The following is a 26,491-nucleotide window of genomic DNA, read 5'->3' on the forward strand; positions in this document are numbered from 1 at the left end:
GCTGACGGTTGAGCGTCCCGAGCCCCCGGACGCAGGCGCCCTTGAACGAGGGGCGCCACCGGTGCGGTTGTCGCCCTCACCCGTTCGCGCGGTACGGCGCTGGTCCGGAGATCGCGGACGTACGGCCGCCGGATGTGGGTCCTGGCGGGTCAGGTGGTTCCGTACACTCCGGCGAGGACGCCCACCGTGTCGGCCATGGCCTGGCGGAGTTCCGCAGGCGCGACGACCTCGACGTCGACACCGAGCCGCAGCAGCTCACCGCATACGTGCTCGGGGCTCTCGGTGGGAATGACCGCCTCCACCCATCCGTCGTCGCCGACGGCGCTCGCCGTGGACTCGACCGCCCGCACCACCTCTGGTGGAAGGTTGTCCGGCAGGCGTCGGAGCCCCCGCGGGGAGAGGCGGATGGTGGCCCGGCCGCTGTAGCGGCGGGTCCGGAAATCGTCGAGATACGAGTTCCAGTACGCGCCCAGGTCGAAGTCCGGCGGTCGGTCGAATCGTTCATCGCTGAGCGTCGCGTCGAGGACGTGAGTGACCCGGTAGGTCGCGATCCGGCTCTTCGAAGCGGCGACGAGATACCAGACGCCTGACTTGAGGACCAGCCCGTAGGGGCGAAGGCGGCGGTCCACCTCCTGCGGGGCACGCCAACGTCGGTAGCGCACCTCCACCACACGCCGCGTGAGCACCGCGTCGACGAACAGGGTGAGATACGGCGTCTGTTCGGGCTCCCGGTACCAGGCCGGGGCGTCCAGGTGGAACACCTCCGCGGTCCGCGCTGCCTCCTCGCGCAGTCCCGCGGGCAACGCTGCCAGCAGCTTCAGCCGTGCTCCCGCCACCTCCGACGCCAGCCCAAGTTCGGCGGCGGGGCCGGGCAGCCCGGCGAAGAACAGCGCCCGCGCCTCACCCTCGCTCATTCCGGTCAGCCGGGTGCGATAGCCCTCGAGCAGCCGGTAGCCGCCGTTGCGGCCCGTCTCCGCGTAGACCGGAATGCCCGTGGCCTGAAGACGCGCCAGATCACGGTACGCGGTCCGCGTGGACACACCCAGCTCGTCGGCGATCCCTCGCGCCGACATACGGCCGCGCGATTGCAGCAACAGCAGCACCGAAAGCAGTCGACCAGCAGACATGGGCCCATTCTCCCCGGAAACCCTGACACCCCCTGGCACACGCCCGCCCTACCGTCGGTCCGTACCCGGCTCCCGGCGAACGAGCCGGGAACCCACCGGAAGCACAACGCTGAACAGGAGCCTGCCGTGCCCCCTACCGATCCTGCCGACACCATCGCCGTGATCGAGCTTCGCCAGTACACGCTGCGTCCCGGTCGACGCGACGAACTCATCGAGCTGTTCGACCGGGAGTTCGTCGAAACCCAGGAAGAGGCCGGGATGTTCGTCCTCGGCCAGTTCCGGGACCTCGACGACCCGGACCGCTTCGTCTGGCTGCGCGGGTTCCGGGACATGGCGGCACGACACCACGCGCTGACAGCCTTCTACAACGGCCCCGCCTGGGCCGAGCACGGCCCCCAGGCCAACGCCACCATGCTCGACTCCGACGACGTCCTGCTCCTGCGCCCCCTCTCGGACGAGCACGGCTTCGCTCTCTCCTCGTCCAGGCGTCCCCGGTTCGGTGCTCCCGCACCGGACCGATTCGTGTCCGCCACCGTGTGGTCCTTCCCGCCAGGACGTTCCGACGGCGTCGCACTGATCCGGGACGGGCTCCTTCCCGCCCTGCACAGCACAGGACCCGCACCACTCGTCGCCCTCACCACCGAGACCGCACACAACACATTCCCCAGGCTGCCCATCCGTAGTGGGGAGAACGTCGCCGCGATCTTCACCTCTTACCCCGCCGAGAGCGCGTGCCGGCAACACCTCGCCGATGTACTGGCCCATCCCCTTGTCCGGGACGAGATCCTGCCGGGCATTGAGCGGGAACAGACAACAGCGCCCCGGATACTGCGGCTGGCGCCCACCGGCCGCTCGGTCCTCTCCTGACCCGTCTCAGCCGGCTTTGGCCCGTCCCGCGCGGAACTGCGCGCATCGGGTCACCTACGCGAGCGCGGGGCGCCTTGGCCTTCGCGGTAGAGGCCGACCGCGAGGGCGATCGCGGCGTGGGTGGCGGGATGGGTGGTGTGGGCGCGCCAGATGAGGTGGACGGGGACCGGTTCGGCGCCGCGGAGAGGGCGGTAGGCAATGCCGTCGCGGCGGTACTGGGCGGCGGTGGCCTGAGGGGTGAGTCCGATACAGCGGCCGGTGGCGATGGCGGCGAGCCAGTCGTCGATGTCGTGGGTGAACTCGACCGCGGGGCCTTCTCGCTCGGGCCACAGGCCCAGGGCGGTGGTGCCGGTCCGGCGGTCGATGGCCAGGGTACGGGCCGGGACCTCGTCCAGGCGGATACGGCGCCGCCGGACCCATGGGTCGTCGGACGCCATGGCGACACAGCGCGCCTCGTCGCCGATCCGCGCGTGGGACCACGGTTTCAGGTCGATCGGAGCACGGATGACGGCGAGGTCGCACAACCCTTCCGCGAGACCGCCGGTGGGGCTGTTGTGGCGGATGAGGCGCAGGTCGGTCTCGGGGTGCTGTTCGTGCCAACGGCGCTGGAACTCGGTGGTGTACCGGCCGAAGGCGGACCAGGCGTGGCCGATGTGCAGGCGGGTGTGGCCGGTGGTGGCTTCACGGACGAAATCCTCGGCGCCGGCGAGCAGGACGCGGGCGCGGGCCAGCGCCCGCACCCCTGCGGCGGTGGGAGCCACACTGCGGCTGGTGCGGTGCAGCAGTTGTACCCCGAGGAGCCTTTCGAGGCCGGCGAGGGTACGGGAGACGGCGGCCTGGGAGACGCCGAGTTCATGGGCGGCGTCGGTGAAACTGCCGGTGTCCACGATGGCGACCAGGCACCGCACGTGCTTCAGCTCCAGCCCGGCCGCCCCGCTCCCCGCCTTATCCATACGCCCAGCGTATAGGTGCGTGCATGGATGCATTTTGCGTATACCGATGGCTCTCCCATCGTGGGCAGGCATGAAGCTCAATTCCTCCTCCGTGACGCCCTGTTCCACCGCGGCCGACGGGGCCGCCCCACCGCGGAGTACAGGGCGCGGGGCCGGGGTGGCTCTGATGCTGGGCAGCGGACTGTCCAACCAGACGGGCGCCGCCATCGCGGCGCTGGCCTTCCCGGTACTCGGGCCCGCCGGGGTGGTGGCGGTACGCCAGTGGGTGGCCGCCATGGTCCTCGGCGCCGTCGGCCGACCCCGGCTGCGGCACTTCACGGCCGCGCAGTGGCGTCCTGTCCTGGGCCTCGCCCTGGTGTTCGCCGGGATGAACCTTTCCCTGTACATGGCGATCGACCGGATCGGACTCGGGCTGGCCGTCACACTGGAGTTCCTCGGGCCGCTGGCCATCGCCCTGGCCGGCTCACGCCGCCGTGTCGACCTGGCCGCCGCCGTGTCGGCCGCAGGCGCGGTGGCCGTCCTCACCCGCCCCACGCCCTCCACCGACTATCTGGGCATCGGCCTGGCCCTGCTGGCCGCGGCATGCTGGGCCGGCTACATACTGCTCAACCGGACCGTCGGCGCCCGCCTGCCCGGCCTGGAAGGCTCCGCCGCCGCAGCGGCCGTCTCCGGCACCCTCTACCTTCCCGTCGGCGCGTGCGTGCTGTGGCATCACCCGCCCACGCCCGCCGCGCTGGGCTGCGCCCTGGCGGCGGGGGTGCTCTCCTCGGCGGTGCCGTTCCTGGCCGACCTGCTGGCGCTGCGCCGCGTCCCGGCACACTTCTTCGGGGTGTTCATGAGCGTCAATCCCGTCTTTGCCGCCCTGATCGGCCTCGCCGTCCTCGGACAGCGGCTCGATACCCTTGCCTGGCTCGCGATTGCGGTGATCGTCACGGCGAACACCGTCGCGGTCTCCACCGCCCGCCGGAAGATCCCGTGAAGATCACGCCTACGTCCACGTCCACACCTACGCTTACGCTTACGCCACCCCAAGCCTGTTTCTGCCAGGCTTAGTTGAGATCAGTGACGTAGTGGCGCGGGCCGTTACCAAGCGGCCCCCCGCCCGTGCGCCGTGCCGCTCGTCACCGCTGCCGCACTGTGGTGAGGAAGTCCAGGACGAGCGGGCTCGCGACGGCGCGGTACTCCTCGAAATAGGCGTGCCTCGCTCCGGGGATCATGTGCAGTCGGGCGCCGGGGATACGGTCCGCGAGCAGGGGGCCGTTGGTGGCGGGGTTGAGCAGGTCGTCGCCGCCGTGCACGACCAGAGTGGGTGCGCCGATGCCCGGCAGGAGCTGCCACGCGTCGTGCTGGTTGCTGGCCGCCAGGTGGCGACGCCGGGCATGGGCGGGCATCCCCGGGTCCCCGAGCGTCTGGTAGGGGCCGGGGTTCTCCGCCAGCCAGGCCGGGGTGTACATCAACTCCAGCAGGGCCTGCCGCGCCGCATCCGGTTGCGTCCGCACCAGCGACCGGCGCACCTCGTCGGTGCGTTCAACCGCGTGCGGCCCGCCGGGCGACGTGCACCCGAGCACCAGGGCACGCACCCGGCCCGGATGGCGGGCCGCGAGCTGCTGGGCCACACGCCCGCCCATGGATGTCCCGTAGACATCGGCCCGGTCGACACCGAGACCGTCGAGCACCGAGATCACATCCAGGGCGAACAGCTCGGTGCTGTAGGGCGTGTCGGGCTTGTCGCTCTGCCCCGTACCGCGGTAGTCGAACGTGATGGTGCTGTGGTCGCCGTGGAAATCGTCCCGTACCCCGTCCCACCAGTGGTGGTTGTTCGACTGGCCCGCCAGCAGAACCAGCGGCGCCCCCTCACCCTGTACCTGATAGGCGATACCGACACCGTCGGGCGTCGTCGTGTACGGCATGCAGATCGTCACTCCTCATGGTCAGGACCCAGCGCGTCGTGACACCGGGGCTTCGGGCAGCCCCTGGCCGGCCGGAAGCCCCGGTCACCGCCCGCCGCTGGGAGGACTGTACGACCTGCGTGTGCGCCGGAACGGCCCCGAACGCCCCTGGCACGGCATCGACTTGGACGTGTGCGCGCGGAACACGGAGGCCCCCGCGGGTCGAACAGCTCCAGTCTGCGCGTCGATGCGGTCAAGGCTGGTGCCTCCCGCGACGAGTGGGGGGACGAGTGGGACGAGTGGATCGTCGCGAAGTGGCAGAACCGGCCGCACCACGGACTGTTGAACCCGCCCCTGCCGGGTCGGGCATGCACGCCGAGCGGACGGTACGCCGCCTTGAGTCGCATCATTACCTGATAAGTAATCAGTAGGGGGTAGTTTCCCGCACGTCCCCTATATGCGTCATAAGTGATGTGCTGTCATACCCCTGCCAGATTGCCCCGTTCATCTCGTTGCACCCATCAGGGGAAGGCAGGAAAATGGGCAGGTTCAGGTACGGAACCACGGCGTCGGCCATCGCGCTGGCCGCCTTGGGATCGCTCGTGGCCGCGGGAGGCACGGCTCGCGCGGAAGCGGGCCAGGACAACATCAGCATGCTGAAGCAGGAGAAGACCCAGTGGTGCTGGGTCGCCTCCGGGCTCACCATCGCCAGGTTCCAGGGCTTCGGCTCCACACAGACAGACTTCTGCAACCGGGCTCAGCCCTACTACGGCTGCAACAACCAGCCCGCCACGCTCGACGACATGGCCAAGGGCTGGAGCAGCCTCGGCATGACCCGCCCCGGCTCGGGCCTGAGCAGCGCGGCCACGTTCAACCAGGTGTACACCGAAGTCAAGGCGGCCCGGCCGATCGGCACCCGCATCGGGTGGACGTCCGGTGGCGGCCACATGAACGTGGTCTACGGCTTCGACACGTCGAACAACACGATCGCCGTGGCCGATCCGTGGCCGGACACCACCACGTACACGTGGTGGAACTACAACGACTACGTGAGCAACAGCTCGTCCAAGTGGACCCACTCCCGCATCGGTATCTCCCGCTAAGGCAGGCGACATGCGCGACACCAGCGGCACCAGAATGTCCAGCAGGCGGGCTGCCACCCGCTTCTCCCGTCTGTCCATCGTCATCGCGGCGAGTGCGTCCGCGGTGCTGTCCGTCGTCGGTCCGACGCACGCGGCGCCGGCCAAGGACCCGCTTCCGGCCGACATTCCTGACTACCGGGCCGCCCTCAACGCGGTGAAGTCCACGGACGTCCGCAACGCCGTCTGCCGCTTCCTGCGCACTCCGCTGCCCACCGGCGACGCCGGCAAGCCGGTGCAGACGATCCCCGAGACGGCCGAGCCCTGCCAGGGCCTCCCGGTCTTCACGATCAAGGATCCGGTGGCGGGGAACGAAATCACCCCCGGGTTCGCCGCAGGCACCGCCCGGCCCCTGCCGACCGAGGCGATCAAGCTGACGCAGCTGGTCTCCTCGCTGAGCACCACCGTCAACGGCCGCAACGTCACCGTCGTCCTCGCCCCCACCCAGGGCGGCGGCTGGCATCTGGCGGCCATGCGCGACGGCGACAGCGACGCCACATACGCCGGCAAGGCCACCGCGGGCACACTGGTCTTCACCGAGCCGCAGATCCGCGGCTGGTACCAGCTCAGACTCCTCACCGTCGAGCCGCTCAACGACCAGGCCCGGCAAGGGCTGGGCGGCAAGGCGTCGGTGTCACTCAGCGACTACCAGAAACTCGTCAAGGCCCGCTACGCCGACAAGCTGCCCGGCTCGGAGTACGACAGCAAGGGCTACTCCAGCGGCTACGGCCTCCAGAGCACGGACGACGACGCCTCGCCCTCCGCTTTGCTCCTTGCCGGCGGTTCCGGCACGGCACTCGCCCTCGTGGGCGGAGCCGCCGTGCTCCGTCGGCGCCGGCGGACAAGCACCCGCTGACCCCGTCCCCCAAGGGCCCGGATCCCCAGGCGGATCCGGGCCCGGGGCCGGTGGCCGGCCGGACTCCCGGATCGGTGCCGAGAAGATCCCGTCATCGCGGGCAGCCGACAGCGGTAGCTCACCAACGCGCCCACTCGCACATAGCTGTTGTCGAGCAGTGGAGCCGCATCAGATCTGATTCTCGCCGCCGTCGACGTACAGGTTGGCGCCCATCATGTAGCTGCTGTCCGCGGAGGCGAGGAAGGCGACCGCGGCGGCGACCTCCTCCGGGCGTCCGATCCGGCCGATGGCGACCTTTGACCCGACGTCCGCCTTGAAGGCTGCTGCGTTCTCCTCGCCGACGAGCTCGGTGATGCCGGAGGTGTCGATGGGCCCTGGCGAGATCGCGTTGACACGAATGCCCCGGCTGTTGAGTTCGTTGGCCCAGGTCCGCGCGAAGGACCGGACGGCGGCCTTGGACGCCGCGTACGCGCCGAACGCCGGTGTGCCGCGGTCGGCGGCCGTGGAGGCGTTCAGGATGACCGAGGCACCGTCGTTGAGGAGAGGGAGTGCCTTCTGCACGGTCAGGAGCGTGCCCTTGACATTGACCGCGAAGATGCGGTCGAAGTCCTCGCCGGTGATCTGCTCCAGCGTCGCGAACGAGGCGGTGGCCGCGTTGGCGAACAGTACGTCCAGGCCCCGCCCCCGCTCGCGCACCGTGTCGTACAGCCGGTCCAGATCGGCCGGGTCGGTGATGTCGCCCGGCACCGCGGTGACCGCGGAGCCGATGGATTCGACCGCCTCCTTCAGCTCGGCCTCGCGTCGGCCGGTGATGAACACATGCGCCCCCTCGGCCGCCAGCCGCGCAGCAGTGGCCCGGCCGATCCCCCGCGTTCCGCCACCCGTGACGACAGCCGTCTTGCCTTCGAGCGTTCCCATGGTGTGACCTCTCCCTATTTCTGTTCCGATCGGAACAGAAATAGACCGTAGCACTTCTGGTCCGATCGGGACAGAAGAAGTACGATCGGGAGCGTGGAAGCGACGAGCAGGGCACCAATCGGCCGGCCGCGAGGGTTCGACACCGACGAGGCCCTGCAACGGGCCATGGTCGTCTTCTGGGAACACGGCTACGACGGCGTCAGCCTCACCGACCTGACCCGAGCCATGGGAATCACCAAGACCAGCATGTACGCGGCCTTCGGCAACAAAGAAGACCTCTTCCGAAAGGCCCTGGAACGCTACGCAGAGGGCCCCGCCTCCTACACCGCCCGCGCCCTGCGGGAGCCCACCGCCCGGGAGGTGGCCACCGCCTACCTCACCGGCTCCATCCAGGCCTCCACCCGGGCCGGCTGTCCGGCCGGATGCCTCGGCGTCCAGGGCTTCCTTGCCGCGGAACACCTCGGACAGAGCGTTGCCGACGCGCTCGCCGCGTGGCGCGACGACAACCGAGCACACCTTCGCGATCGCTTCCAACGAGCCATCGACGAAGGCGACCTGCCCGTCGGCACCCACCCGGACACCCTCGCCCACTACCTCATGACCATGGCGAACGGCATCGCGGTCCAGGCGGCCACGGGTGCCACCCGCGACGAACTCGAGCGGGTCGCGGACGCCGCCCTCCACAACTGGCCACCCGCCTGAGCTTGCTCTTTGACCTGCCAGGGTCTTCGAGGCTCACCGATGGGCTTGGAAGGTATCGGGGCGTTGACGGTCTCGCCCCTGGCCTGGAGCTGTGGCCGGGGCTATCGGTGGTGCCCTACTGGCACCAGCAGGCGCCGGGATGGCCCAATGTCACGGCTGCCGCCCCGCTCGCCCGCTCCGCCGTTCCTCAGCCCAGTGACAGGTCGCCCTGATCGTCCTTGATCTTCACCTTGACCCAGGCACGGCCGCTGCTGTTGCCGTCGCCGACGCCGACGACCTTGCATTCGAACTCCCGGCCCGCCTCGACGGGGATGGAAGCGGGGCAGCTGACATCGTCGATGGTCGGGGGCTTGGCGAACGCGTCATCGGATTCGACGTTGTTGAGCACGGCCCGCGCCAACGCGTCCTGATCCAGAACGCGGTGCGGCTGCACGGCGGGACTCCCGGCCAACAGCATGATGGTGTAGGTGAGCGCGCAACAGGCGATCACGGCAAGGGAGAGCGTGATGACGGTACGGGCGAAGCTGCGTTGATCAGTCACGCGGACAGTCCTATCCGGTTGTCCATGCCCATACAACCCGTCTGGTGAGATGAAGCCACCTCTCGCTTCCCGCAGAGTGCTTCCCTACCACTGCCCGCGCGGCCGGAGAGGAGCTTGTGCACCCTCTGAAGGGCGAGGAGTGGGGCGGGGCGTCGCTTCTCAGCTTGTTCGCAGGAAGCTCACCTGAGGGTTCGCCGGACATGGGGGGGCCTTCGTCCGATCGGGGACGCTCGGGCCCGGGGCGATGTCCCGGCGGCGGACCTGAACGGCGGCAAGGGATGCTCCCGCCGCGGTGCGAGAGACGAGACGCAGGTCACCTTCGTTCATGTCACAACGTGCGGGAGCCGTCCCGTCCAAGAGGCATAACCGCCAATAACGACGGGGCAAAGGAGTACACCGTGGAAGCCCGGTTCCATGAAGTCTGCGGCCACTGGAGGCCATGGGCCTCACCGTACGAACCAGCGCCGCGCCCCTCTCGCGAGGGGAGAAGGCGATGATGGAGACGGTGTTCCGGACCGAGGGAGTGCCCGCAGCGGAACGATTCGGTTACTGGCGTGAGTGCATGACCCGGCTGCTGTGTCCCATGGACATGAACAGTGACGACCACTCCACATTCAGCGCGGAGACGAGCCTCCTCCAACTCGGTTCTCTCTCGATCTGGCCGGGAGACATGCAGCAGCCGATGCGCTGCCAGCGGACTCCCCAGCTGATCCGGCAGTCCGATCCGGAGAACTACCACCTCTCCCTCCCGATGAATGGTTCGATGGCCATCTCACAAGCCGGGCGCGAAGCCGTCCACGGCGCCAACGAGATGTACATCGTCGACACCTCACAGCCGTATGAATGCCGTGTATTCGGCGAGCCCCTTCGCGGCGTGGGGCTCGAAGTGCCCAAGACACTCGTACCCCTGCCCGCGCATGCCGTCGGCCGACTGCTGACCCGCCGGATGTCGGCACAGGAAGGGCCGGGCGCGCTGCTCGCCGGCTTCCTGGCCCGCCTGGCGGACGACAGCGGCTCGTACAAGCCCGCTGACGAACAGCGGCTGGAGACGATCCTGATCGATCTGTTCACCGCCACGCTGGCCCACCACCTCGATGCCGACGATGATCTGCCGCCCGAGACGCACCGCCGGACCCTGCCCCTGCGCATCCGGACCTTCATCCAGCACCATCTGCACGACCCGGGTCTCACACCCGGTGCGATCGCTGCCGCGCACAACATCTCGACCAGCTACCTGCACAGCCTCTTCCGGAACCAGGACCTCACCGTCTCGGCCTGGATACGCGGCCAGCGCCTGGAAAACGCCCGCCGCGACCTGGCCGACCGGGCCCAGTACACGGTCCCTGTCCACCGCATCGCCGCCCGCTGGGGCTTCACCCATCACGCAGCCTTCACCCGCGCTTTCACCACCGCGTTTGGCCTCTCGCCCCGCGACTACCGTCACCAGGTCCACGGCGGTTCGCCCTCGGATACGAGGCCAACAACGCTGCCGGCACTCGGGGCTGCGATGTAGACGCATCGTCAAGAAGTGTGGTCTCCACGCCAAAGCCGTTCTGGCGACACCACGGCAAGATCGATCCCGTCACCACCACGTGCCCCCGGGAGGCGTCCGGGGCCCAACGGGGAGAAAACATGAAGATGAGACGAGCCCTGGTCGCTTTGGCGATGACCGTGGGAGCAGTGGGAATACCACTGGCGACCGCTACCTCGGCACAGGCCACACAGAGCCAGTGCACGAGCTACCTGGCCGGCAAGGGCTACCTCGTCGGGGACGGCGTTCGGTCGGCATGCAGCCACGGCACGTTCCTCGGCGGCGCCCATCCCCTCTGTACCGCGAAGCTGATATCGCTCGGGATAACCAACGGCACCCACATCAACCAGGCCTGCAAGCGCGCCTAGACGATTTGGTCCCGGACCAGGCTTACCGACCCGCGGCGGGGCTCCCTGGCTGAGCTGGGTGTGGGTCGCGGGCTGGTCGGTCATGCGACGTGCACGGCGAGGCCCCGGGATCGACTCCCGGGGCCTCGTGCTGTCCGTGATCGAGCGCGGAGAGACCGGCGCCCCGAGCCGTACGACTACGGCCTCCTGCCCGACGCCTCGCGGGACGACGCGCAGTTGCCCGGTCTCCTCCGGAACCTCACGGCCTGGGCGCGCCCGGCGAGTTGCGGGGGGACCGCGGTGAGGATGCCACTCCTGTGGGCGGGGACGCCGCCAACCGGCGGCCCGGAGCACTCCGGGCGCGCTCGGTCATCATCGCCATGATCGCCTCGCCGAGACTGTACGGTTCGCGGCCGTCGCGGCGGACCGTAACGGCACGGCGCCACGGCTTCCGCGCCGGGACGGCTCCCGTTCTTCTTCGGGCGAGCAACTTCTGCGGCCTGCCGGGCCAACTCGACTTCCGCGTAAGCACCGGAATCGCTCTCGGCGGCTGCTCAACCGCCTTGACCTCCCTACAGTTGATCCCCCATCCCAGCTGGTTCCGGAGGATGCGCACCGCCTCCGTCTTTGATGTCCTGCTCGCAGGTTCGTCCGTCGTAGGACTGGTCATTGGGGATCAACAGCACTCCGGCAACCTGCTCAGGGTGCTCGACGGCGAACCAGTCGTCGCCCGTGAGGCCACCGTCCGGCCGGGACCACGCCTCGGACGAATACACCGTCTGGCACCCCAACGCCACGCGCTCCTTATCGACCGCGCAGGCGTCCACCGCAGGGCCGGATATCTCGTCGGCGCCGTCGAAGCGGTAGTGGAAGCGGACCTGGTCACCTTCGGAGGGCACCTGCGGATGGGGCTCCAGGCGCCAGTCAACGACCTCGGCGGTGACGCCGAGCGGCCGCCCGGACGTGTCCTCGACCTGCACCCTGACACCGGCCTCACCGCGCTCCGCCCTCGTGTCGGTGCAGGCCCAGGGGGACGAGCAGCCGGACAGGGCGAGAATCACCAGAGCCAACGGGGCACCAGTAAGTGCCCTTTCGACGAACACCGAGGGGGCCTCCAGTCGGGGTGGGGCGGAGCAGTTTGTCCCGGGCCCCGGCGGCTGCGGGTGATGGCGACGAGCGCCTGCGGCGTCGGAGCCGGAGCGCAGCGGAGCCCTGTCAACTGGGCGGGCGCTTGGACCACTTCACGATACAGCCGGCCCCATGAGCAATCGTCTCCGCGTCTCCGCCCTTCCCGTCGCGGTCACTGCCTCCGCGGCGCATACCCATGACAGGCGTCCCCCTGCGCTGACCGGCGTGTACGACTCGAACGCGGGTACTAGAGGCACTGTCAACGTGATGGCAGATCATCGCGGTGCCGAACGCCTCCTCTCGACGATGGGCGGCACGCGCCACCGCAGGCCCCATTGGGGCCAGGTGATCCGACAACAGCCCGCGTGAGTGCGACGGGCTGCTGAGATGAAGTGGGGGAGCGGATGTCGAACGGCGCGGCGGAGGGGCCGGCGGACAGAGGACGTGACGAGACCGCGGAGGAGCAGGCGGACCGTAAGTGGGGCGAACTCATCCAGGAAGTGCGGGTGGCCCAGACCGGAGTGCAGATCCTGTTCGGTTTCCTGCTGACTGTTGTGTTCACTCCGCATTACCAGCAACTGGAGCAGACCGACAAGACGATCTACATCGTGACCGTTGTCCTCGGCGCGGCGGCGACCGGGGCGCTGATCGGTCCCGTGTCCTTCCACCGGATCGTCTCAGGACGGCGCATCAAGCCGGCGGCTGTGCAATGGGCCTCGCGCCTCACGGTCACCGGCCTGTTGCTGTTGCTGGCGACGATGACCTCGGCACTGTTCCTCGTCCTCCGCGTGGCCACGCACGACCAATTCGTACCGTGGCTGGTGGCCGGTGTGATTGCCTGGTACCTGGCCAGCTGGTTCGTGCTTCCGCTGTGGGCCCGCCACCGCCACACCGCGCCGTGAGACGTGCGGTGCCCGGCTAGCGCGGCGGTCAGTCGATCACCGCCGAAGTGAGGTCAACTGAGCCTGCCCCGAACAGTCGGGCGCGTACAGCGGCGCGTGCTCCCCGCAGCGGGTCACGGCTGCGCAGGCGTCGCCGGGGCGTCGAGGTGGCGGGCGCGGTGGTGGCCCAGGCTCCGGTTCAACCGCCCTGTGGCACGCGTTACCACGGTGCGGGGCAGCAGCCGGCCGACCCAGGTGGTCGCACGTGTGCTCGGGCGGCCCGGGTAGGCGTTGATGGCCCCCTTGGCAAAGGCGTCGAGGGTTTTGGCCGCGACGCGTTCGGGCCGATCGGTGAACGCGGGATTCATCGTGGCGGTGGTGCCGTCGAAGAATCCCGTGGCGGTGGCTCCGGGATGGGCCGCCATGACCCGCACCCCGCTTCCCCGGAGCTCCTCGGCGAGCGCCTCGGTGAACGACAGCACGAACGCCTTCGTCGCCGCATAGGTCGCCTGGTACGGCATGGCCTGGAACGCCGCCGTGGACGCCACGTTGATGATGCCTCCGCTCCCCCGTGCCGCCATGCGGCCGCCGAGCGCGTGGGTCAGATGCATCAGGGCCACGATGTTCAGCTCGACCGAGTCGGCGTGCCGCTCCGGCGCGGAGTCCAGGAAGGGGCCGACGGTACCGGCGCCCGCGTTGTTGACCAGGAGGTCGACGGTCCTGCCCCGCCGGTCCAGCTCCGCGATCAGCCGGGGCACCCCGTCGGCGACGGCCAGGTCGAGCGCCTCGGTCTCGACCTCGACTCCGTGTTCTTCCCGGATCCGCTCGGCGTTCCGGCGCAGCGCGTCGCCGGAGCGGGCCACGAGTACCAAGCGGGCCCCGCGGAGGGCCAGTTCACGGGCGTACGCCTCGCCCAGCCCTTTCGAAGCCCCGGTGACCAGCGCGGTGATGCCGGAGTAGTCGCCCATGTGCGTGTGTCCTTCCCATGCGGCCGGCCGCCGTCGAGGCGTGCCGGAGCAACCCAAAGTGCTTCGAGTCTCGAAGCATAAGTAAACGTAACAGCTTCGAGTCTCGAAGCACAGTGCTAGTCTTCGGCCATGACGAACGAGGCTCTGGAATCGGTGGTGCGCGCCAACCACGAGCTGTTCATGCGCACCGCCGACCGCCTCGCCAAGCCGTTGGACGAGCTGGGACTCACACCCGCGACGGCGCAGGCGCTGTGGTTGATCGAGCCGGATGAGCCCGCGCCGTCCATGAAGGTGCTGGCGGGCCGCATGCACTGCAATGCGCCCAACCTCAGCTTTGTCGTCAATCAGCTGATCGACCACGGGCTCGTCGAGCGCGGTGCGGATCCCGCCGACCGGCGCGTCCGGGTGGCCGTGCTGACCGAACGGGGTCGGGAGATGCGCGAGCGCGTCGTGCGGCTGACACTCGATCGGACCCCGTTCGCCGACTGCGAGCCGGAGGAGATCGCCCGCCTCGCCGAGATTCTGCGGCGGGTGCTCGATCGGACGGACTGAGGTCCGCGCGCGGCAGGCCGGTGGCCCCGCCTCAACGGACGGTGCGCGTCGAGCCAGGCGACGGCCTTGTCGGCGGGAGTGCGGTCATCGCCGTACGGGTTCCGGTGGGACTCCCGCAGGGCCAGGCGGTCGTTGACGTAGCCGAACGGGGCGCCACCGTCCGCGACCCGCTGATCACGCCCACCGGGGAGAGAGCGGATCAGAAAGTTCAGGGCAGGGCAGGGCCGGGCAGCTCACACGGCCTTGTCGCCCTGGTTTTTGTGCGACGGATTCCAACGAGTTGGTGCGCCGGCACCGATGATCTCCTGAAGATCAGTCACGGCGCTGTCGATCTCCGGCAGCGTCAGCATCGCCATCCGGGCCTGACGCGCTCTGGCCAGGACACGAGGGTCGGTCAGGGTCTCGCGCAGGGCTGCACTGATGCCGTCGGGGGTACTTTCGGTGATCTCCCGGCCGAGGCCGAGCCGCTCGACGCGGCGCGCGTTGGCGAACTGGTCGCCGAACTGCGGGAGCACCGCCATCGGGGTGGCCGTGCGCAGGGACTCCCGGATGCTGTTGAAGCCGCCGTGGGTGAGGAACAGGTCGACGGAGTCCAGCAGCAGGGGCTGTGGCACCCGGTCGGTGACATGCACGTGCGGCGGCAGGCCGTCGGTGTCCGCCGGGATGCCGGAGGTGGCGACGAGGACGGTGCACTCCTCCAGTCGCGATACCGCCTCGATCATCGACCGTAGTGTCACCGTCGGATCCGGCATCGGGAGCGACGACCGCTCGTGCCCGTTGTCGGCTGCCAACTCCCTGGCCATCGGCAACGCGGTGCCCAGGGCGGCGAACACCAGGGGCCGGTCGGTGGGCAGTTGGGCGATCCACCGCGGCAGGACGGAGCCGCGGTCCACGGACAGGGTCTGCCGGTAGGCCCACGACGGGGTCAGGTGCTGGGCGAACGAGAACGCGGGCGGCACGTAGTCGATATGCCCGTGGGGGACGAGCGAGAGCGGGTCCTGCCGGCAGGCGAGCCCGAGTTCCTTCCGCAGGTCGTTGAGGCCGGGCAGCACCTCGGCGGGGTCGAGCAAGTTGCTGGTGCCCGACGGCGTGGACAGCTGCGGGATGCCGAGGCGTTCCGCGATCAGGCAGGAGCCCAAGTCCATGCCGTCGCGCAGGACAAGGTCCGGCCGGAAGTCCCTCGCCACCGGCAAGATCTCTTCCCAGAGCTTCCTGGCCATCGGGCCCGAGACGATGCGGGGCAGCAGGCTCACCAGGACGTCCTGCTGTTCACCGCTCCCCCGGCCCTGCCGCGTCGCCTGCTCGACCAGTTCGGGTGTGATGAAGGACTGCGGAGTGAGCACGGTCACGGGGACGGCCACCCGGACATCGTCCCGTGCGAAGACGGAGGCGAGGGCCGGGGTGGTGGCCACGAGCACGTCGTGTCCTGCCGCCGCGAGCGCCCGAGCCAGGGGGAGCTGCGCGCGGCCGTGCGAGGGACTGGCGAGAGTGGTGAACAGAACCCGCACGACACACCCTTTTTCCGGTACGGAGGATGGAGCTGCGGCCGCGTCCAAGGCGACGTGACCGCAGCGGAGCGGACGATCAGGACGCCGAGGTGAAGGTGGCCCGGATACGGCCGCCACCTTCGGTGTCCCGGGTGAGCGCCGTCACCTCCAGCCCGGCGGCGGAGAGGCCACGGCGCGGCTTCGCCCCCGTCCGACAGGGAGCGACACCGCGTCTCGGTGGCCGGCGGCGTCGGCGAGCAGCGGCGGAGCGGTGAGGAGCGCGAGCCCCAAGGCGCTGAACTTCGTCATGTTCCCGTGTTATCAGCCTCGTTGGGCGTGTCGGACCCGAGCGATGCCATGTCACCCGAACGGGCTCATCAGTCGTATCGCACGACGACATCTCGCCCCTGACGCCGGACGCCCTCGCGAAGGTGCCGCGGCGACCAGGTCGTCTCGTACAGGGTGCCATCGAAGGCGGGCTGGGCTCATGCCGTGGTGGCGGCGCGGTGCAGTGTGAACCAGAACGTCGGGACCGGGTTCGTGCCGGGTGTCACGTCGGCCAGGTGCCACTCGGTGAACCTGGTGGTGAGTTCGTCGGCGGTGACACCGGAGATCGGGTCGTCGAACGCCTCGGGCCCGTAGCCGAACATCAGCAGTCGTGCGCCGGGAGCGGCACGTTTCGTCAGGCCGGCCGCGTAGGCATCGCGGCGGTGCGGTGGAATCCCGCAATAACAGCTCAGGTCGAAGAACAGATCGTACGGGCCGGGCACGCCCACCTCGTCCAGTCGGGTGGCGTCCCCGCACAGCACCGTGACGTCCGCTCCGGCCGCGGCGGCCTTCCCCCTCGCCTGCCGGACAGCGCGGTCGACCAGGTCGACGGCCGCCACCCGCCAGCCGTGCCGGGCCAGGTACACCGCGTTGGTGCCGGTGCCGCAGCCGAGTTCGAGGACCTGGCCCGGCACCAGTGCGTCAGGCCCCTCCACCAGGGCCACGAGCTCGGGCGGCGTGATGCCGCTGTCCCAGGGCGGCCTGCCGTCGCGGTAGAAGTCCTCCAACTCGCGGCGTACGGCAGCCTCTTGATCGAGCTCCGCAGCCGTCCGCGTCTCACTCATCGCCACCCTCCAAGAATTTAGAGTCCAACTCTAGTGCTCAACTCTAGAGATAGACTCCTGTCATGGATGAAGTCAAGGGATCCGACGGAAACCCCAAGCGCCCCGACAAGCGGGCCGAGCGCTCGCGACGCACCCGCGAGAAGATCGTCGCGGCGGCGCGGGACCTGTTCATCGCGCAGGGGTACGGCGCGACAAGCCTTCAGGAGGTTGCGGATCGCGCGGGAGTGGCCGTCCAGACCGTGTACTTCGTCTTCCGCAACAAGCGCGCGCTGTTCAAGGACGTCGTCGACACCTCCATCGCGGGCGACGTCGAACCGGTCGCCACGATGGACCGCGACTGGTTCCGTGCCGCGTGCGCCGAGCCCACCGGGGCCGGGCAACTGCGCGCCCACGTACGGGGCGTACGCGACATCCTCGGCCGCGTCGCCCCGATCATGCCGCTGATCGCGGCCGCGGCTGCCACGGACCCGGAGATCGCCGCGCAGTGGCCCGCCGGCCCCGACCCGCGCTACACCGTCCAGCACGCCGCGGCGCAGGCACTGACCTCCAAGCCCGACGCCCGCCGCGACGTCGATACCGCCCGCGCCGCCGACCTGCTGTACGGGCTGCTCAGCCCGGAGCTCTACCTGATCTTTGTCCGCGACCGGGGTTGGTCCCCCGAGGCCTGGGAGGAATGGGCCTGTGCGGCCCTCACCGCCCACCTCTGCACGGATCACGAGTAGGCCGCCGACCCGGAACCAGGATCCCGCAGCGCCGGCGAGGTCCCCGCGGGCCGAACCGCCTCCGCCGTCTCCGCCGTCTCTCCGGGCGCACAGGCCCCTGTCTGACGGAAAGCAGAGGCGGACGATGAGCGTGGCGGCGGAGGGGAAGAGGCGCCCCAGGGTGGCGGTCACCAACGCGCTGTTTCTTTTGCGGCCGGTGCGGTCCTGCTGATGTTCCTGCCCGCCGCGAACCGTTACTTCTCCTCGACGCCTCGCACCAGGTGACGACGGCCACCCGTCAGCTCTCGTCTCGACCTCCGCCGCCCGGTGGTTGGGCAAGCCCCGCCCGCCCCAGCCCTGGCCGCTGCCGCCGCCTCCCTCGGCTGTCCCGCCGGGCAGCCGCACCCGCCGGTGCCTATCCCCGGCAGAGGGAGGCAGCGTCGTTCCGGTCGGCCCATACTCGGATCCATGAACGGAAGATCGCAGCTCGGGGAGTTCCTCCGGACACGACGCTCCCAGTTGCGCCCCGCTGACGTCGGGACGCCCACCTACGGGGAGCGCCGCCGTGTACCGGGGCTTCGACGTGAGGAGTTGGCGCTGCTGGCGGGGGTGAGCCCCTCCTACTACGCCCGGCTGGAACAGGGGCACTCGCTGAACGCCTCACCTGAGGTACTGGACGCGATCGCCCAGGCTCTGCGCCTGAACGAGTCCGAACGTCTGCATCTGCACGACCTGTCCCGGTCGGCCAAGTCCCGCGGCCGGGGCCGACGTCCGGCGCCGGAGCGGATCACGGAGGCGACCTCCCAGCTCCTGGACGCGCTCGTGGACGTGCCCGCGATCGTGATCGGCCGGCGCGGCGACGTGCTGGCGTGGAACCGGCTCGGCCACGCGCTGTTCGCCGGACATCTGGACCCCGGCGCTCCGGACCTGACGGCCCGGCGGCCCAACATGGCCAGGCTGGTGTTCCTCGACGCTCACACCCGCGGCCTGTACGTGCACTGGCCGGCCAAGGCCAGGGCGGTTGTGGGGAATCTGCGCCTGGTGGCGGGCCAGTACCCGGAGGACTCCGCACTGCACGCTCTGGTGGGTGAACTGAGCGCGAAGAGCGAGGACTTCGCGGCGATGTGGGCCGACCACCGTGTCAAAGCCTGCGATGTCGCCGACTACGAGATGCGCCACCCGCTGGTCGGGTCACTGACCGTCACCCAGCAGACCTTGAGCCACGGACCGGGGCCCAGCATCGTGGTCGCCACCACCGAGGCCGGCTCACCCTCACGTACCGCCCTGGCCCTGCTCGCCCAGGCCACGGCTCCGGCCATTCCGTCCCGGCCGAAGACCCGCGTCAGCAGCAGCTGACCCCGCCCGCACCGGAGCGGACCCGAACCAACGCACCACCGGCCGCTGCCGAGCCCCGCCCTGTCCGGGGCCGGAGCCGCCCCACACCCTCGCGCGTCGGCGTACCGCTGCCGCATGCCCGAAATCCCCCGCACTCCTCAATCCCCGACCAGAAAACAGTGAAGGCATCATGCTGAACAAGCTCTCCAGGACCGCCCTGTCAGCCACCGCCCTGACCGCAGCCGCAGTCGCGGTCGCCGTCGCCGCGACCGGTCCGGCTTCCGCGTCGGCCGCCACCACACGTGCTACAGCCCCGGTGGACAACGCACGGATCGCCGCCCACTTCGACCTGGGCAAGGGGCGGATGCCGGAGAACATCGCCCTGTCCCCGGACGGTACCGCCTACGTCACCTTCGCCGCCGCTCGCCAGATCGCCCAGGTCACCCCCGCGGGCAGCACCCGGATCCTGGCCACACTGCCCGAGCCGGCCGACGGCGGCATCCACACCCCGGTCCTCGGCTTCGCCCTGACCACCGGCATCGCCCGAACCCACGACGGCACCCTGTACTTCCTGTACGCCACAGGCACCGACAGCCTCACGGGTCTGTGGCGCCTGCGCCCCGGCGGCGAACCGCGGCGCATCGCCGCCCTGCCCGCCGACGGTCTTCCCAACGGCCTTGCTCTGGACCCGCGTACGCGCACCTTCTACATCACGGACTCGGTCCGCGGCACCATCTGGAGCGTCCCCGCCACCGGCGGCACCCCCACCGTCTGGTCCGCCGCCCCCGAGCTGGCCTCCGCCGGCTTCCTCGGCGCCAACGGCCTGAAGATCCGCGACGGGGCGGTGTGGGCCACCAACCTCGACAAGGGCACCCTCCTGCGCATCCCCGTCCTCCGTGGCGGGCAGGCCGGACGGGTGCAGATCCGGGCCACCGGCCTGACCGGCATCGACGACTTCGCCTTCACCGGCCACGGCGACCGCATCCTGGCCACACTGAACGGCCCCAGCGAGGTCGCGCTCGTACAGCCCAACGGCCGCCACACCACCGTCCTGAGCACGACCGACGGTCTCCAGAACCCCACATCCATCGCGCTGCACGGAAACACCGTCTATGTCCTGAGCGCCGCCTACACCACCGCCAAAGACCCCAACCTCATCCTCGCGGACCTCAACGACTGAGGCCCACCACCTTCGGTCCGTGCCGACGGGCCGGTGCGTCGCACCGGCCCGTCGGGGGTTTCGGGTGTCAGTGGTGCCTTGCGCGCCGCTTACGGGTGACGAGGACGGCTGTCGCACCCGCACCGAGCAGCAGGGCCACGAGGGCGAGGGCCTCTCCCAGACCGGACGTACCGGTGTTCGCGAGGGAACCCGGGGGCCGGCCGGCCGGTGCCGGGGTGTTGGGCGCCGGGCCTGTCGGCGGCGCCGGTGTCGGTGTAGGTGTCGGGGACGTGGATGCGGTCGGCGTGGGTGTCGGCGATGCCTCCTGCGGGATGTACACGCCGGCGTCAATCGTGTGATCGACCCCTCCTGGCGTGGTCGGTGCGGTGACCGGGGCGTACCCGTCGCACAGCCGGCCGGTGGTCGGCGGGGTCACATTGGAATCATGGACCCGGTCGTCGCCGACCCTCGGCAAGGTGAACCGCAGGTCGGTGGCGGCCGGACGGCCCGGCACCTCGCTGGTGTCCGCGGTGCACACGTCGAACTGCACGGTGTACTTGGCGCCCGGTGTCAGCTCGTAGTCCGCGCCGACACCGCCGAAGTAGTACTCGCCGGCAGCATCGGTCGTGGTCGTGGCGACCTTCTTGCCCTCCGCGTCCAGCAGGTTGATCGTCGCGTCCGGCAGCAGCACCTGCCCGGGGTCCTGGACGCCGTTGTGGTCGCCGTCGTACCACACCACGTTGCCGATCTGGATCGGTGCGTTCGCCGCGGCGTACGCGATGTCGCCGAGGCCACCGGCCTTGCCGAACCCGTTCTGGTTCGGGCCGATGAACTGGTAGGCGTTGGCGGCCGGGTCGTTGCCGGGGCCGAGGCCGGTGGCGACGTCGTAGTAGCCGGTTCCGTTGGTGATGACATTGCCGGTCGGGTCCATCTGCGTGCTGACGACCCACTGCTGCTGCGGGATGTAGGCGACCGATCCCAGCGCGGACTCCTGGTGCGGGCCGGGCTGGGTCGCGGAGCCGCCGTTCGGGAAGAAGTCACCCGGGAAGTACTCGACGACGCCGCCGGGCTGGACCCCGTCAACGGTCGGGTCCGTGGCGTGGTCGGGGCAGCTTCCGGTGCCCTCCCACTCGTACCCGCCGGTGGGCGTGGCGCAGGCCATACTGATGTCGCCGCCGGACATGCCGTTCTGCGGAGTGTTGTTGCCCGGCCTCGGGTCCAGCCCGCCCCAGCTCACAACGTCCATGAACCGGTCGCGGAAGCCGAGGATCAGCGATCCGTCGCGGGCGAAGGCCGTAGTGGCCAGCTCCGGCTGCGGATCGATCATCGGGCCGTTCACGCTGAAGGTGTCCCAGTCCTCCAGGTCGGTGTTCCACGGGTTCCAGTGGTTGACCTGGTCTCGGCCGGAGTTGCTGGTGAGCACGCTCCCGCGCTCGGCGGTCAGCGGCTGGGACAGCACCGTGGTGAACCGCTCGCCGTCATAGGTGGCGACCACGGCCTTCAGGTCCGAGCGTTCCTGTGTACTCTCCGCGCTGCACACGCCCCCGACATACAGGGTGTTGTTGTGGGTGGCCAGGCTGAACGGACGCCAGTCGTCGGCCGACGCGCAGCCCGGGTCGGGGATCGGCACGGTCGCCTCGGGCGCCGAGGCCGTGGGCCCGGTCGCGTCGAAGCTGACCAGGCTGCGGGTGAGCAGGTTCACCGCGTACAGGGTCGAGCCGTCCTCGGAGAGGGTCAGGCCGCCGATGCTCTCCTTGCCCGGTGCGTCGGTGAACCCGGCGTCCTTGATCAGGTTGGCGGTGTCGTGCGGTGTCTCCGTGGCGCCCGGTACCTTCGCGAACAGTTTCGGGGCGCCCCCGCCGTCGGCCGGCACGGTGTAGATCGCGTCACCGCCCTCCGGCCCGTACTCGGTGTACCGCCGGGCGAAAGCCGACTGGAACAGCTGGTCGCGGTACTTGTCGTAGGCCAGCCCGAAGGTCGTGCCCACCTGGTCCTGCGTGTTGAGCACCTCCGGGCATGCCTCCTGGTCGGGACAGTTGCCCCGGGCGTCCGTCCCGAACGCGACCAGTGCCCGGGTGTCGGTCCCGCCGGCGCCGCTCTGGATCGGCACGAAATAGCGGGAATCGGGCAGTGTGTAGTCGGCCGGGTCCCAGACCCCCGTGATCACCGAGTCGTCCTTGCCGTCCGAGACGTCCACGAACGTGGTGAAGCTGTCGAAGTGGTTCGGCGCGGTCGAGGCGGGCGCCGCCCGCAGATAGTCGCTGTAGGGTTCCGGGACGGTGACATCGACCCGGTACCTGCCGCCGGTCAGCTCGTTCGACGGCGGCACGATGACCTTTCCGGTGGCATCCGTGACACCGGTGACGTGATGGCCGGCGGAGTCGGCGACATCGACCTTCATTCCCCGCTGCGGCACGTCCATCGTCGAGTTGATCACGCCGGTGCCGAAGAAGTCCCGCAGTACCTGGACGGTCAGGGTGCCGTCAGAGGCCGAAGCGTCGGCCTGCCCGGCGCCGGTCAAGACCGCGCCTGCGCCGCCCCCCACAAGTAAGAGGCCGGACAGCCCTAACCGCACCACTCCACGTAATGGCATGGCATTCCTTTACCTCGTCCCACACTTTTGCCCACGCGGCAAATGCAGGGGCGAGCCTACAAGTTGACTCAACGTCATGTCTGGTAAACGCAGAGTTTGAGGGTGCCTCGGCGGAGACCTGTTACAGTCGCGCCGCGTGCGGAGCATCAGAACGCGGAGCAGCAATATCAAGCAGGGTCTCCTGGGGCGCGCGGCAGCGCGGTGCCGCCGGTGGCCGAGGGCGCGCTGGGTGGCAGCCGTCGTCATCGGCATCACGGCTGCCGCGATCACGGCCTTCGCCCTCCTCGGCAACAGCGGTGGCCCCACCGCCCCGAGAGCGTTGACCTCGGACGAGGTGAACCGGCTGGCGATCACGCGGTTCCTCAACTACCAGGCGGGAGGCCGGGCGGTGACGATCACCGTGCCCAACGCCACGGGCGGGCTGGTGATCACCGGATCCATCGATTTCCGCACCCACACCGGTTACGGGGTGGTGCGCGGGACCGGGCGCGACACGTCCAGCGACGGACTGATCCAGTGGACAGCCACCACCGTCCTGGTCCACCCCATGACGGATCCCCCGGCAGTCGCGCCGGCGTCGCCGCCCGCGTCCGGTTGGCACAGACGTCAGCTGCGGACATCCGGCATGTCGCTGGACAGCTCGCTGGGAATCGCGCTCCGCCTCGGCAACGACCGGCCGGACAACGCCGCACTGCTGCCGCAGAACGGCGCCGCATGGGTCGGGCGGGACAACGTGCACGGCCGGCAGACGGACATCATGAACGGGCCGGACGCCGGTACCAAGGCCAGTACGTCGGGGACCGTGCGCTACTGGATCGATTCGGACGGCACCATGCACCGGGTTCAGGTCAGTGTCGCCTCAGAACCGGAGCCGGTGGTCTTCGACTTCGACACCCAAACGTACGTACCCGTCCAGCCGGTACCCGGAATCACACCGGCGCCATAGCCGCCGCTCACAGGGTCCGCATGTCGCCGCTCACGAGGTCCGCACCCGCGCACCGGCGGCGAGCAGCGACGCCGACGGCAGCGCGATGTCCGCGATGTCCGGAAGCGCGGGAACGTCCGGCACGACGGTGGCGCCCGCGGTGGTGGCACGGGGGAACTCCGGCTGCGGGCCCGGCGCGGCCACGTCGGTGAACGGGATGCCCGCGGGCGGCGTCGGACTCGCCCAACTGCCGGACGGCGTGGGTGACGTGGCGGGAACCGGGCATGACGCGGTGTCCGCGAGCCCTGCGGGTACGGTCCGCCGAAGCGCGTTCCCCCGCAGGCAGTTGCCCTGTCCGCGGGTGGCGGTGGGGAACGTCCAGCCGACGTCCACGCCGTTGGCGGTGAAGGTGTTGTCCGTGACCCGGTTGCGGTCCGCCGTCAGGTCGGCGGTCGCGGTGATCATGAGCCCGGCGTTGGTGTTGCCGGTGATCCGGTTGCGGATGAACTGGTTGTCGCTGCCGCCGTCGACGCCGACCCCGATGCCCCAGCCGCCGTCGGCCTGTTCGGGGGTCCTCGGCTGCTGGTTGTCCGCGATCAGGTTGCCGGCGACGACGGCGTCGCGCTGCGGGAGCAGTTTCTCCTGATGGTCGGAGCTGGTGGTCAGTCCGACGCGGTTGCCGACCAGCCGGTTTCCGGCCACATACATGTCGCCGCTGGCGTTGGTGCCCTCGTAACCGACCGCGTTGAGTTCGGAGATGTTGTCCCGCACCACGATCCGACACGGCTTGCACTGGCCGACATAGATCCCCGAGTCCGCCCCGCCCGATGCGTAGGAGTGTTCGATGACACCGTTCTGTGCGGAGAACGCGTAGATGCCGTACAGACCGTTACGGGTCGCGGTCACATACGAGACCAGGAACGACTTCAGGAGGGTGACGGGTTCATCGCCGGTGTCGTAGCCGCCGCTCCCCGGCAGCCCGGTGACCGCCGCCGCCGAACCGGTGACCAGCACCCCGTTCTGCGTGTTCTTCTGTACGGTCAGGTTCTCCACGGCCACCCCGGGCGCGGTGACGACCACCCCGTTCGGCCGCTGTAACTGCCCGTCGATGACCACCTTGTCCCGGGACTCGCCGCGCAGCGTGATGCGAGCCGTGTCGATCCTCACCGACTCGCGGTACACACCAGGAGCCACCAGCACCAGGTCGCCGGGCTTGGCCAGGGACACCGCGTCCGAGATCGTCGGGGCGTCGCCGGGCACACGGATCGTCACCTGGGCGCCCTCCGGCCGCCGGCCCTTGCCCGATCCGTCGTCGCCACCACCGCCACCGCCACCACTGCAACCGGCCACCAGCGTCAGTACGCCCAGTACCGCCGCCATCACGCGAAGAGCTGATCGAGACATGATCCCAGTCTGGCACGGCGGCGAATTCCCCGCCGCAATAGGAAAGTTGAACGGCGGACGCGCGGCGGGTGTGGCACTCTGCACATCATGAACCGCGCCGATCGCCACCCGTCACGTCGCGCGTTCCTCGATGCCACCGGCGCGATGGTGGCCACCGGTCTCATCGCCGGGTGCTCATCGGACTCCGCCCGGCCGGGCCCGCCCGCCGCTTCCGCGGCGGCCACGCCGGTTCCGGCGACGGGTCGGCATCAGGCCGGCGTCACGCTTCCCCGGTCGGCCCAGCGCAACCTGCTGGCCGTGGTGGCCGACCTCGGCACCGCGGTGGCGCCCGGCCCGCTACTGGCCGAACTCGGCGAGACCATCAGCACCCTCACCGCCGGGTCCGACCCGCGGCTGCTGGGCCTGTCCCCGGGTGACCTGACCGTGACCGTCGGCGTGGGTCCGCGGCTGGTGCGGTCGGCCGGTGCCACACTGCCCGGCGCGGCCGACCTCCCGCGCTTCTCCCGCGAGCGGATCGCCTCGCGGGCACGCGGCGGTGATCTGCTGATACAGATCTGCGCCGACGACGCACTGCTCGTACCGGTCGTCGCCGCCGCGCTCCTGGACCGGGCCGGCGACCGCATCCGCGAACGCTGGCGGCAGACCGGACGCCGCGGCACGAACGTGTCCGTCGCCGAGGGCCGCACCGCACCGCGCAACCTGCTCGGTTTCATCGACGGCATCGTGGGCCCGCACACGACCGCCGAACAAGAACGTGACCTGTGGCTGGCCGGGCCCCCCGCGGTCGCCGGCGGCACCCTGGCTGTCCTGCGGCGCATGGAGCTCGACCTGACACGGTTCGCCGCCCTGTCCGTCGCGGAACAGGAGGCGGTCTTCGGGCGGCGCCGGGCCAGCGGCGTACCCCTCTCCGGCGGCACCGTCGCCTCGGGCCCGGAACTCGGCGCCAAGACGCCCGACGGCCGCTATCTCGTCCCCGTGGACGCCCACGTCCGCAGGGCGAATCCGACCGTGGTCGGCGTCGGCCATATGCTCCGCCGCTCCTACAGCACCGACGAACCCGCCCCCGGCCTGCTCTTCATCAGCTTCCAGAACGATCTGCGGACCTTCACGGCCACGCTCAGCCGCATGGACACCTCCGACGCACTGATGCCCTTCACCACCACGACCGCCAGCGCGACCTTCCTGATCCTCCCCGGCTTCGACCACCAACACCCGCTCGGTTCCCCCCTGTTCGGCTGACTCCCCCGTGCCATCCACGTACGTGTCGCCGGTCCCGGGCGTGGCCCGACTGTCGTTCAGTGACCGATACGGTCCAGCTCGGCCACGTCCTCAGCGGATCGCCGTAGCCGAACGGGTGATGGTCGAGTCGCCCAGCG

25 protein-coding genes are annotated in these 26,491 nt (G+C 69.9%); 14 read left to right on the forward strand and 11 right to left on the reverse strand.

Annotated elements, in window-relative coordinates:
* Positions 1–149: 149 nt before the first annotated feature.
* A complete protein-coding gene (locus tag ACIOGX_RS28410) occupies positions 150–1,127 on the reverse strand; it encodes a helix-turn-helix transcriptional regulator (protein WP_401917413.1) in 978 nt (325 codons plus the stop codon).
* Between the two features lie 126 nt (positions 1,128–1,253).
* Between ACIOGX_RS28410 and ACIOGX_RS28415 the strand changes: the two genes are divergently transcribed.
* Positions 1,254–1,994, forward strand: coding sequence for an NIPSNAP family protein (locus ACIOGX_RS28415; RefSeq protein WP_401917415.1), 741 nt, complete (start codon positions 1,254–1,256; stop codon positions 1,992–1,994).
* A gap of 50 nt (positions 1,995–2,044) precedes the next feature.
* On the opposite strand, the gene ACIOGX_RS28420 is transcribed toward ACIOGX_RS28415, so the two are convergent.
* Entirely contained in the window at positions 2,045–2,947 is a 903-nt protein-coding gene (locus ACIOGX_RS28420; RefSeq protein WP_401917417.1) for a LysR family transcriptional regulator, read from the reverse strand.
* A 166-nt stretch (positions 2,948–3,113) separates the two neighbouring features.
* On the opposite strand from ACIOGX_RS28420, the gene ACIOGX_RS28425 reads away from it, so the two are divergent.
* Positions 3,114–3,926, forward strand: coding sequence for an EamA family transporter (locus ACIOGX_RS28425; protein ID WP_401917570.1), 813 nt, complete (start codon positions 3,114–3,116; stop codon positions 3,924–3,926).
* A 142-nt stretch (positions 3,927–4,068) separates the two neighbouring features.
* On the opposite strand, the gene ACIOGX_RS28430 is transcribed toward ACIOGX_RS28425, so the two are convergent.
* Positions 4,069–4,857 (reverse strand): alpha/beta fold hydrolase, encoded by a 789-nt coding sequence (locus ACIOGX_RS28430; RefSeq protein WP_401917419.1) that lies wholly within the window; start codon positions 4,855–4,857, stop codon positions 4,069–4,071.
* 518 nt (positions 4,858–5,375) lie between these two features.
* Between ACIOGX_RS28430 and ACIOGX_RS28435 the strand changes: the two genes are divergently transcribed.
* On the forward strand, positions 5,376–5,939 hold the full coding sequence (locus ACIOGX_RS28435; RefSeq protein WP_356516138.1) for a papain-like cysteine protease family protein: 564 nt from the start codon (positions 5,376–5,378) through the stop codon (positions 5,937–5,939).
* Between the two features lie 10 nt (positions 5,940–5,949).
* Positions 5,950–6,831, forward strand: a complete 882-nt coding sequence (locus ACIOGX_RS28440) for a hypothetical protein (RefSeq protein WP_401917421.1) — start codon at positions 5,950–5,952, stop codon at positions 6,829–6,831.
* A 168-nt stretch (positions 6,832–6,999) separates the two neighbouring features.
* Here ACIOGX_RS28440 and ACIOGX_RS28445 read toward each other — a convergent pair whose 3' ends face one another.
* The gene (locus tag ACIOGX_RS28445; RefSeq protein WP_401768531.1) at positions 7,000–7,749 is read right to left on the reverse strand and encodes an SDR family NAD(P)-dependent oxidoreductase; all 750 of its coding nucleotides are present in this window, start codon (positions 7,747–7,749) and stop codon (positions 7,000–7,002) included.
* Positions 7,750–7,842: 93 nt separating this feature from the next.
* On the opposite strand from ACIOGX_RS28445, the gene ACIOGX_RS28450 reads away from it, so the two are divergent.
* Positions 7,843–8,451 carry a TetR/AcrR family transcriptional regulator gene (locus ACIOGX_RS28450; RefSeq protein ID WP_401917423.1) on the forward strand — a complete coding sequence of 203 codons (609 nt, stop codon included), beginning with the start codon at positions 7,843–7,845 and terminating at the stop codon, positions 8,449–8,451.
* Positions 8,452–8,638: 187 nt separating this feature from the next.
* Here ACIOGX_RS28450 and ACIOGX_RS28455 read toward each other — a convergent pair whose 3' ends face one another.
* On the reverse strand, positions 8,639–8,992 hold the full coding sequence (locus ACIOGX_RS28455; RefSeq protein ID WP_401917425.1) for a DUF4333 domain-containing protein: 354 nt from the start codon (positions 8,990–8,992) through the stop codon (positions 8,639–8,641).
* Positions 8,993–9,485: 493 nt separating this feature from the next.
* Between ACIOGX_RS28455 and ACIOGX_RS28460 the strand changes: the two genes are divergently transcribed.
* Both ACIOGX_RS28460 and ACIOGX_RS28465 read left to right on the forward strand, forming a co-directional pair.
* The gene (locus tag ACIOGX_RS28460) at positions 9,486–10,505 is read left to right on the forward strand and encodes a helix-turn-helix domain-containing protein (RefSeq protein WP_401917427.1); all 1,020 of its coding nucleotides are present in this window, start codon (positions 9,486–9,488) and stop codon (positions 10,503–10,505) included.
* A gap of 167 nt (positions 10,506–10,672) precedes the next feature.
* Positions 10,673–10,891: a hypothetical protein gene (locus ACIOGX_RS28465; RefSeq protein ID WP_383972919.1), complete on the forward strand. Its 219-nt coding sequence runs from the start codon at positions 10,673–10,675 to the stop codon at positions 10,889–10,891.
* Positions 10,892–11,442: 551 nt separating this feature from the next.
* Here ACIOGX_RS28465 and ACIOGX_RS28470 read toward each other — a convergent pair.
* A complete protein-coding gene (locus ACIOGX_RS28470) occupies positions 11,443–11,931 on the reverse strand; it encodes a hypothetical protein (RefSeq protein WP_401917430.1) in 489 nt (162 codons plus the stop codon).
* Positions 11,932–12,402: 471 nt separating this feature from the next.
* Between ACIOGX_RS28470 and ACIOGX_RS28475 the strand changes: the two genes are divergently transcribed.
* Positions 12,403–12,900, forward strand: a complete 498-nt coding sequence (locus ACIOGX_RS28475) for a DUF6328 family protein (RefSeq protein ID WP_383972916.1) — start codon at positions 12,403–12,405, stop codon at positions 12,898–12,900.
* Between the two features lie 113 nt (positions 12,901–13,013).
* Here the strand turns inward: ACIOGX_RS28475 and ACIOGX_RS28480 are convergent, their stop codons facing one another.
* The gene (locus tag ACIOGX_RS28480; RefSeq protein WP_401917432.1) at positions 13,014–13,847 is read right to left on the reverse strand and encodes an SDR family NAD(P)-dependent oxidoreductase; all 834 of its coding nucleotides are present in this window, start codon (positions 13,845–13,847) and stop codon (positions 13,014–13,016) included.
* Between the two features lie 129 nt (positions 13,848–13,976).
* Here ACIOGX_RS28480 and ACIOGX_RS28485 point away from each other — a divergent pair, with 129 nt between their 5' ends.
* Positions 13,977–14,399, forward strand: coding sequence for a MarR family winged helix-turn-helix transcriptional regulator (locus ACIOGX_RS28485; RefSeq protein ID WP_356516118.1), 423 nt, complete (start codon positions 13,977–13,979; stop codon positions 14,397–14,399).
* Positions 14,400–14,632: 233 nt separating this feature from the next.
* Here the strand turns inward: ACIOGX_RS28485 and ACIOGX_RS28490 are convergent, their stop codons facing one another.
* Positions 14,633–15,907, reverse strand: coding sequence for a glycosyltransferase (locus ACIOGX_RS28490; protein WP_401917434.1), 1,275 nt, complete (start codon positions 15,905–15,907; stop codon positions 14,633–14,635).
* A 464-nt stretch (positions 15,908–16,371) separates the two neighbouring features.
* Entirely contained in the window at positions 16,372–16,998 is a 627-nt protein-coding gene (locus tag ACIOGX_RS28495; RefSeq protein ID WP_401917436.1) for a class I SAM-dependent methyltransferase, read from the reverse strand.
* A 62-nt stretch (positions 16,999–17,060) separates the two neighbouring features.
* Here ACIOGX_RS28495 and ACIOGX_RS28500 point away from each other — a divergent pair, with 62 nt between their 5' ends.
* The 3 genes from ACIOGX_RS28500 (at position 17,061) to ACIOGX_RS28510 (ending at position 20,214) form a co-directional block, all read left to right on the forward strand.
* Positions 17,061–17,720 carry a TetR/AcrR family transcriptional regulator gene (locus ACIOGX_RS28500; protein WP_401917438.1) on the forward strand — a complete coding sequence of 220 codons (660 nt, stop codon included), beginning with the start codon at positions 17,061–17,063 and terminating at the stop codon, positions 17,718–17,720.
* Between the two features lie 447 nt (positions 17,721–18,167).
* Entirely contained in the window at positions 18,168–19,055 is an 888-nt protein-coding gene (locus ACIOGX_RS28505) for a helix-turn-helix domain-containing protein (RefSeq protein ID WP_401917440.1), read from the forward strand.
* Positions 19,056–19,224: 169 nt separating this feature from the next.
* Positions 19,225–20,214 carry an SMP-30/gluconolactonase/LRE family protein gene (locus ACIOGX_RS28510; protein WP_401917442.1) on the forward strand — a complete coding sequence of 330 codons (990 nt, stop codon included), beginning with the start codon at positions 19,225–19,227 and terminating at the stop codon, positions 20,212–20,214.
* A gap of 67 nt (positions 20,215–20,281) precedes the next feature.
* Here ACIOGX_RS28510 and ACIOGX_RS28515 read toward each other — a convergent pair whose 3' ends face one another.
* Positions 20,282–22,786, reverse strand: coding sequence for an SdrD B-like domain-containing protein (locus ACIOGX_RS28515; protein WP_401917444.1), 2,505 nt, complete (start codon positions 22,784–22,786; stop codon positions 20,282–20,284).
* A 265-nt stretch (positions 22,787–23,051) separates the two neighbouring features.
* Here ACIOGX_RS28515 and ACIOGX_RS28520 point away from each other — a divergent pair, with 265 nt between their 5' ends.
* The gene (locus tag ACIOGX_RS28520; protein ID WP_401768811.1) at positions 23,052–23,732 is read left to right on the forward strand and encodes a hypothetical protein; all 681 of its coding nucleotides are present in this window, start codon (positions 23,052–23,054) and stop codon (positions 23,730–23,732) included.
* 30 nt (positions 23,733–23,762) lie between these two features.
* On the opposite strand, the gene ACIOGX_RS28525 is transcribed toward ACIOGX_RS28520, so the two are convergent.
* Positions 23,763–25,115, reverse strand: a complete 1,353-nt coding sequence (locus tag ACIOGX_RS28525) for a right-handed parallel beta-helix repeat-containing protein (RefSeq protein WP_401917446.1) — start codon at positions 25,113–25,115, stop codon at positions 23,763–23,765.
* Positions 25,116–25,202: 87 nt separating this feature from the next.
* Here ACIOGX_RS28525 and ACIOGX_RS28530 point away from each other — a divergent pair, with 87 nt between their 5' ends.
* Positions 25,203–26,354, forward strand: a complete 1,152-nt coding sequence (locus tag ACIOGX_RS28530) for a Dyp-type peroxidase (RefSeq protein WP_401917448.1) — start codon at positions 25,203–25,205, stop codon at positions 26,352–26,354.
* Positions 26,355–26,491 lie beyond the last annotated feature (137 nt).

The sequence above is a fragment of the Streptomyces sp. NPDC088147 genome, assembly GCF_044741565.1.
GTDB lineage: Bacteria > Actinomycetota > Actinomycetes > Streptomycetales > Streptomycetaceae > Streptomyces.

What these genes read in the sequence shown, in the direction of transcription:
- ACIOGX_RS28410 (WP_401917413.1), bottom strand. Translation starts at nt 1,127, where the DNA reads ATGTCTGCTGGTCGACTGCTTTCGGTGCTGCTGTTGCTGCAATCGCGC.
- ACIOGX_RS28420 (WP_401917417.1), bottom strand. Translation starts at nt 2,947, where the DNA reads ATGGATAAGGCGGGGAGCGGGGCGGCCGGGCTGGAGCTGAAGCACGTG.
- ACIOGX_RS28425 (WP_401917570.1), top strand. Translation starts at nt 3,114, where the DNA reads ATGCTGGGCAGCGGACTGTCCAACCAGACGGGCGCCGCCATCGCGGCG.
- ACIOGX_RS28430 (WP_401917419.1), bottom strand. Translation starts at nt 4,857, where the DNA reads ATGCCGTACACGACGACGCCCGACGGTGTCGGTATCGCCTATCAGGTA.
- ACIOGX_RS28435 (WP_356516138.1), top strand. Translation starts at nt 5,376, where the DNA reads ATGGGCAGGTTCAGGTACGGAACCACGGCGTCGGCCATCGCGCTGGCC.
- ACIOGX_RS28440 (WP_401917421.1), top strand. Translation starts at nt 5,950, where the DNA reads ATGCGCGACACCAGCGGCACCAGAATGTCCAGCAGGCGGGCTGCCACC.
- ACIOGX_RS28445 (WP_401768531.1), bottom strand. Translation starts at nt 7,749, where the DNA reads ATGGGAACGCTCGAAGGCAAGACGGCTGTCGTCACGGGTGGCGGAACG.
- ACIOGX_RS28460 (WP_401917427.1), top strand. Translation starts at nt 9,486, where the DNA reads ATGATGGAGACGGTGTTCCGGACCGAGGGAGTGCCCGCAGCGGAACGA.
- ACIOGX_RS28475 (WP_383972916.1), top strand. Translation starts at nt 12,403, where the DNA reads ATGTCGAACGGCGCGGCGGAGGGGCCGGCGGACAGAGGACGTGACGAG.
- ACIOGX_RS28480 (WP_401917432.1), bottom strand. Translation starts at nt 13,847, where the DNA reads ATGGGCGACTACTCCGGCATCACCGCGCTGGTCACCGGGGCTTCGAAA.
- ACIOGX_RS28485 (WP_356516118.1), top strand. Translation starts at nt 13,977, where the DNA reads ATGACGAACGAGGCTCTGGAATCGGTGGTGCGCGCCAACCACGAGCTG.
- ACIOGX_RS28495 (WP_401917436.1), bottom strand. Translation starts at nt 16,998, where the DNA reads ATGAGTGAGACGCGGACGGCTGCGGAGCTCGATCAAGAGGCTGCCGTA.
- ACIOGX_RS28500 (WP_401917438.1), top strand. Translation starts at nt 17,061, where the DNA reads ATGGATGAAGTCAAGGGATCCGACGGAAACCCCAAGCGCCCCGACAAG.
- ACIOGX_RS28505 (WP_401917440.1), top strand. Translation starts at nt 18,168, where the DNA reads ATGAACGGAAGATCGCAGCTCGGGGAGTTCCTCCGGACACGACGCTCC.
- ACIOGX_RS28510 (WP_401917442.1), top strand. Translation starts at nt 19,225, where the DNA reads ATGCTGAACAAGCTCTCCAGGACCGCCCTGTCAGCCACCGCCCTGACC.
- ACIOGX_RS28515 (WP_401917444.1), bottom strand. Translation starts at nt 22,786, where the DNA reads ATGCCATTACGTGGAGTGGTGCGGTTAGGGCTGTCCGGCCTCTTACTT.
- ACIOGX_RS28525 (WP_401917446.1), bottom strand. Translation starts at nt 25,115, where the DNA reads ATGTCTCGATCAGCTCTTCGCGTGATGGCGGCGGTACTGGGCGTACTG.
- ACIOGX_RS28530 (WP_401917448.1), top strand. Translation starts at nt 25,203, where the DNA reads ATGAACCGCGCCGATCGCCACCCGTCACGTCGCGCGTTCCTCGATGCC.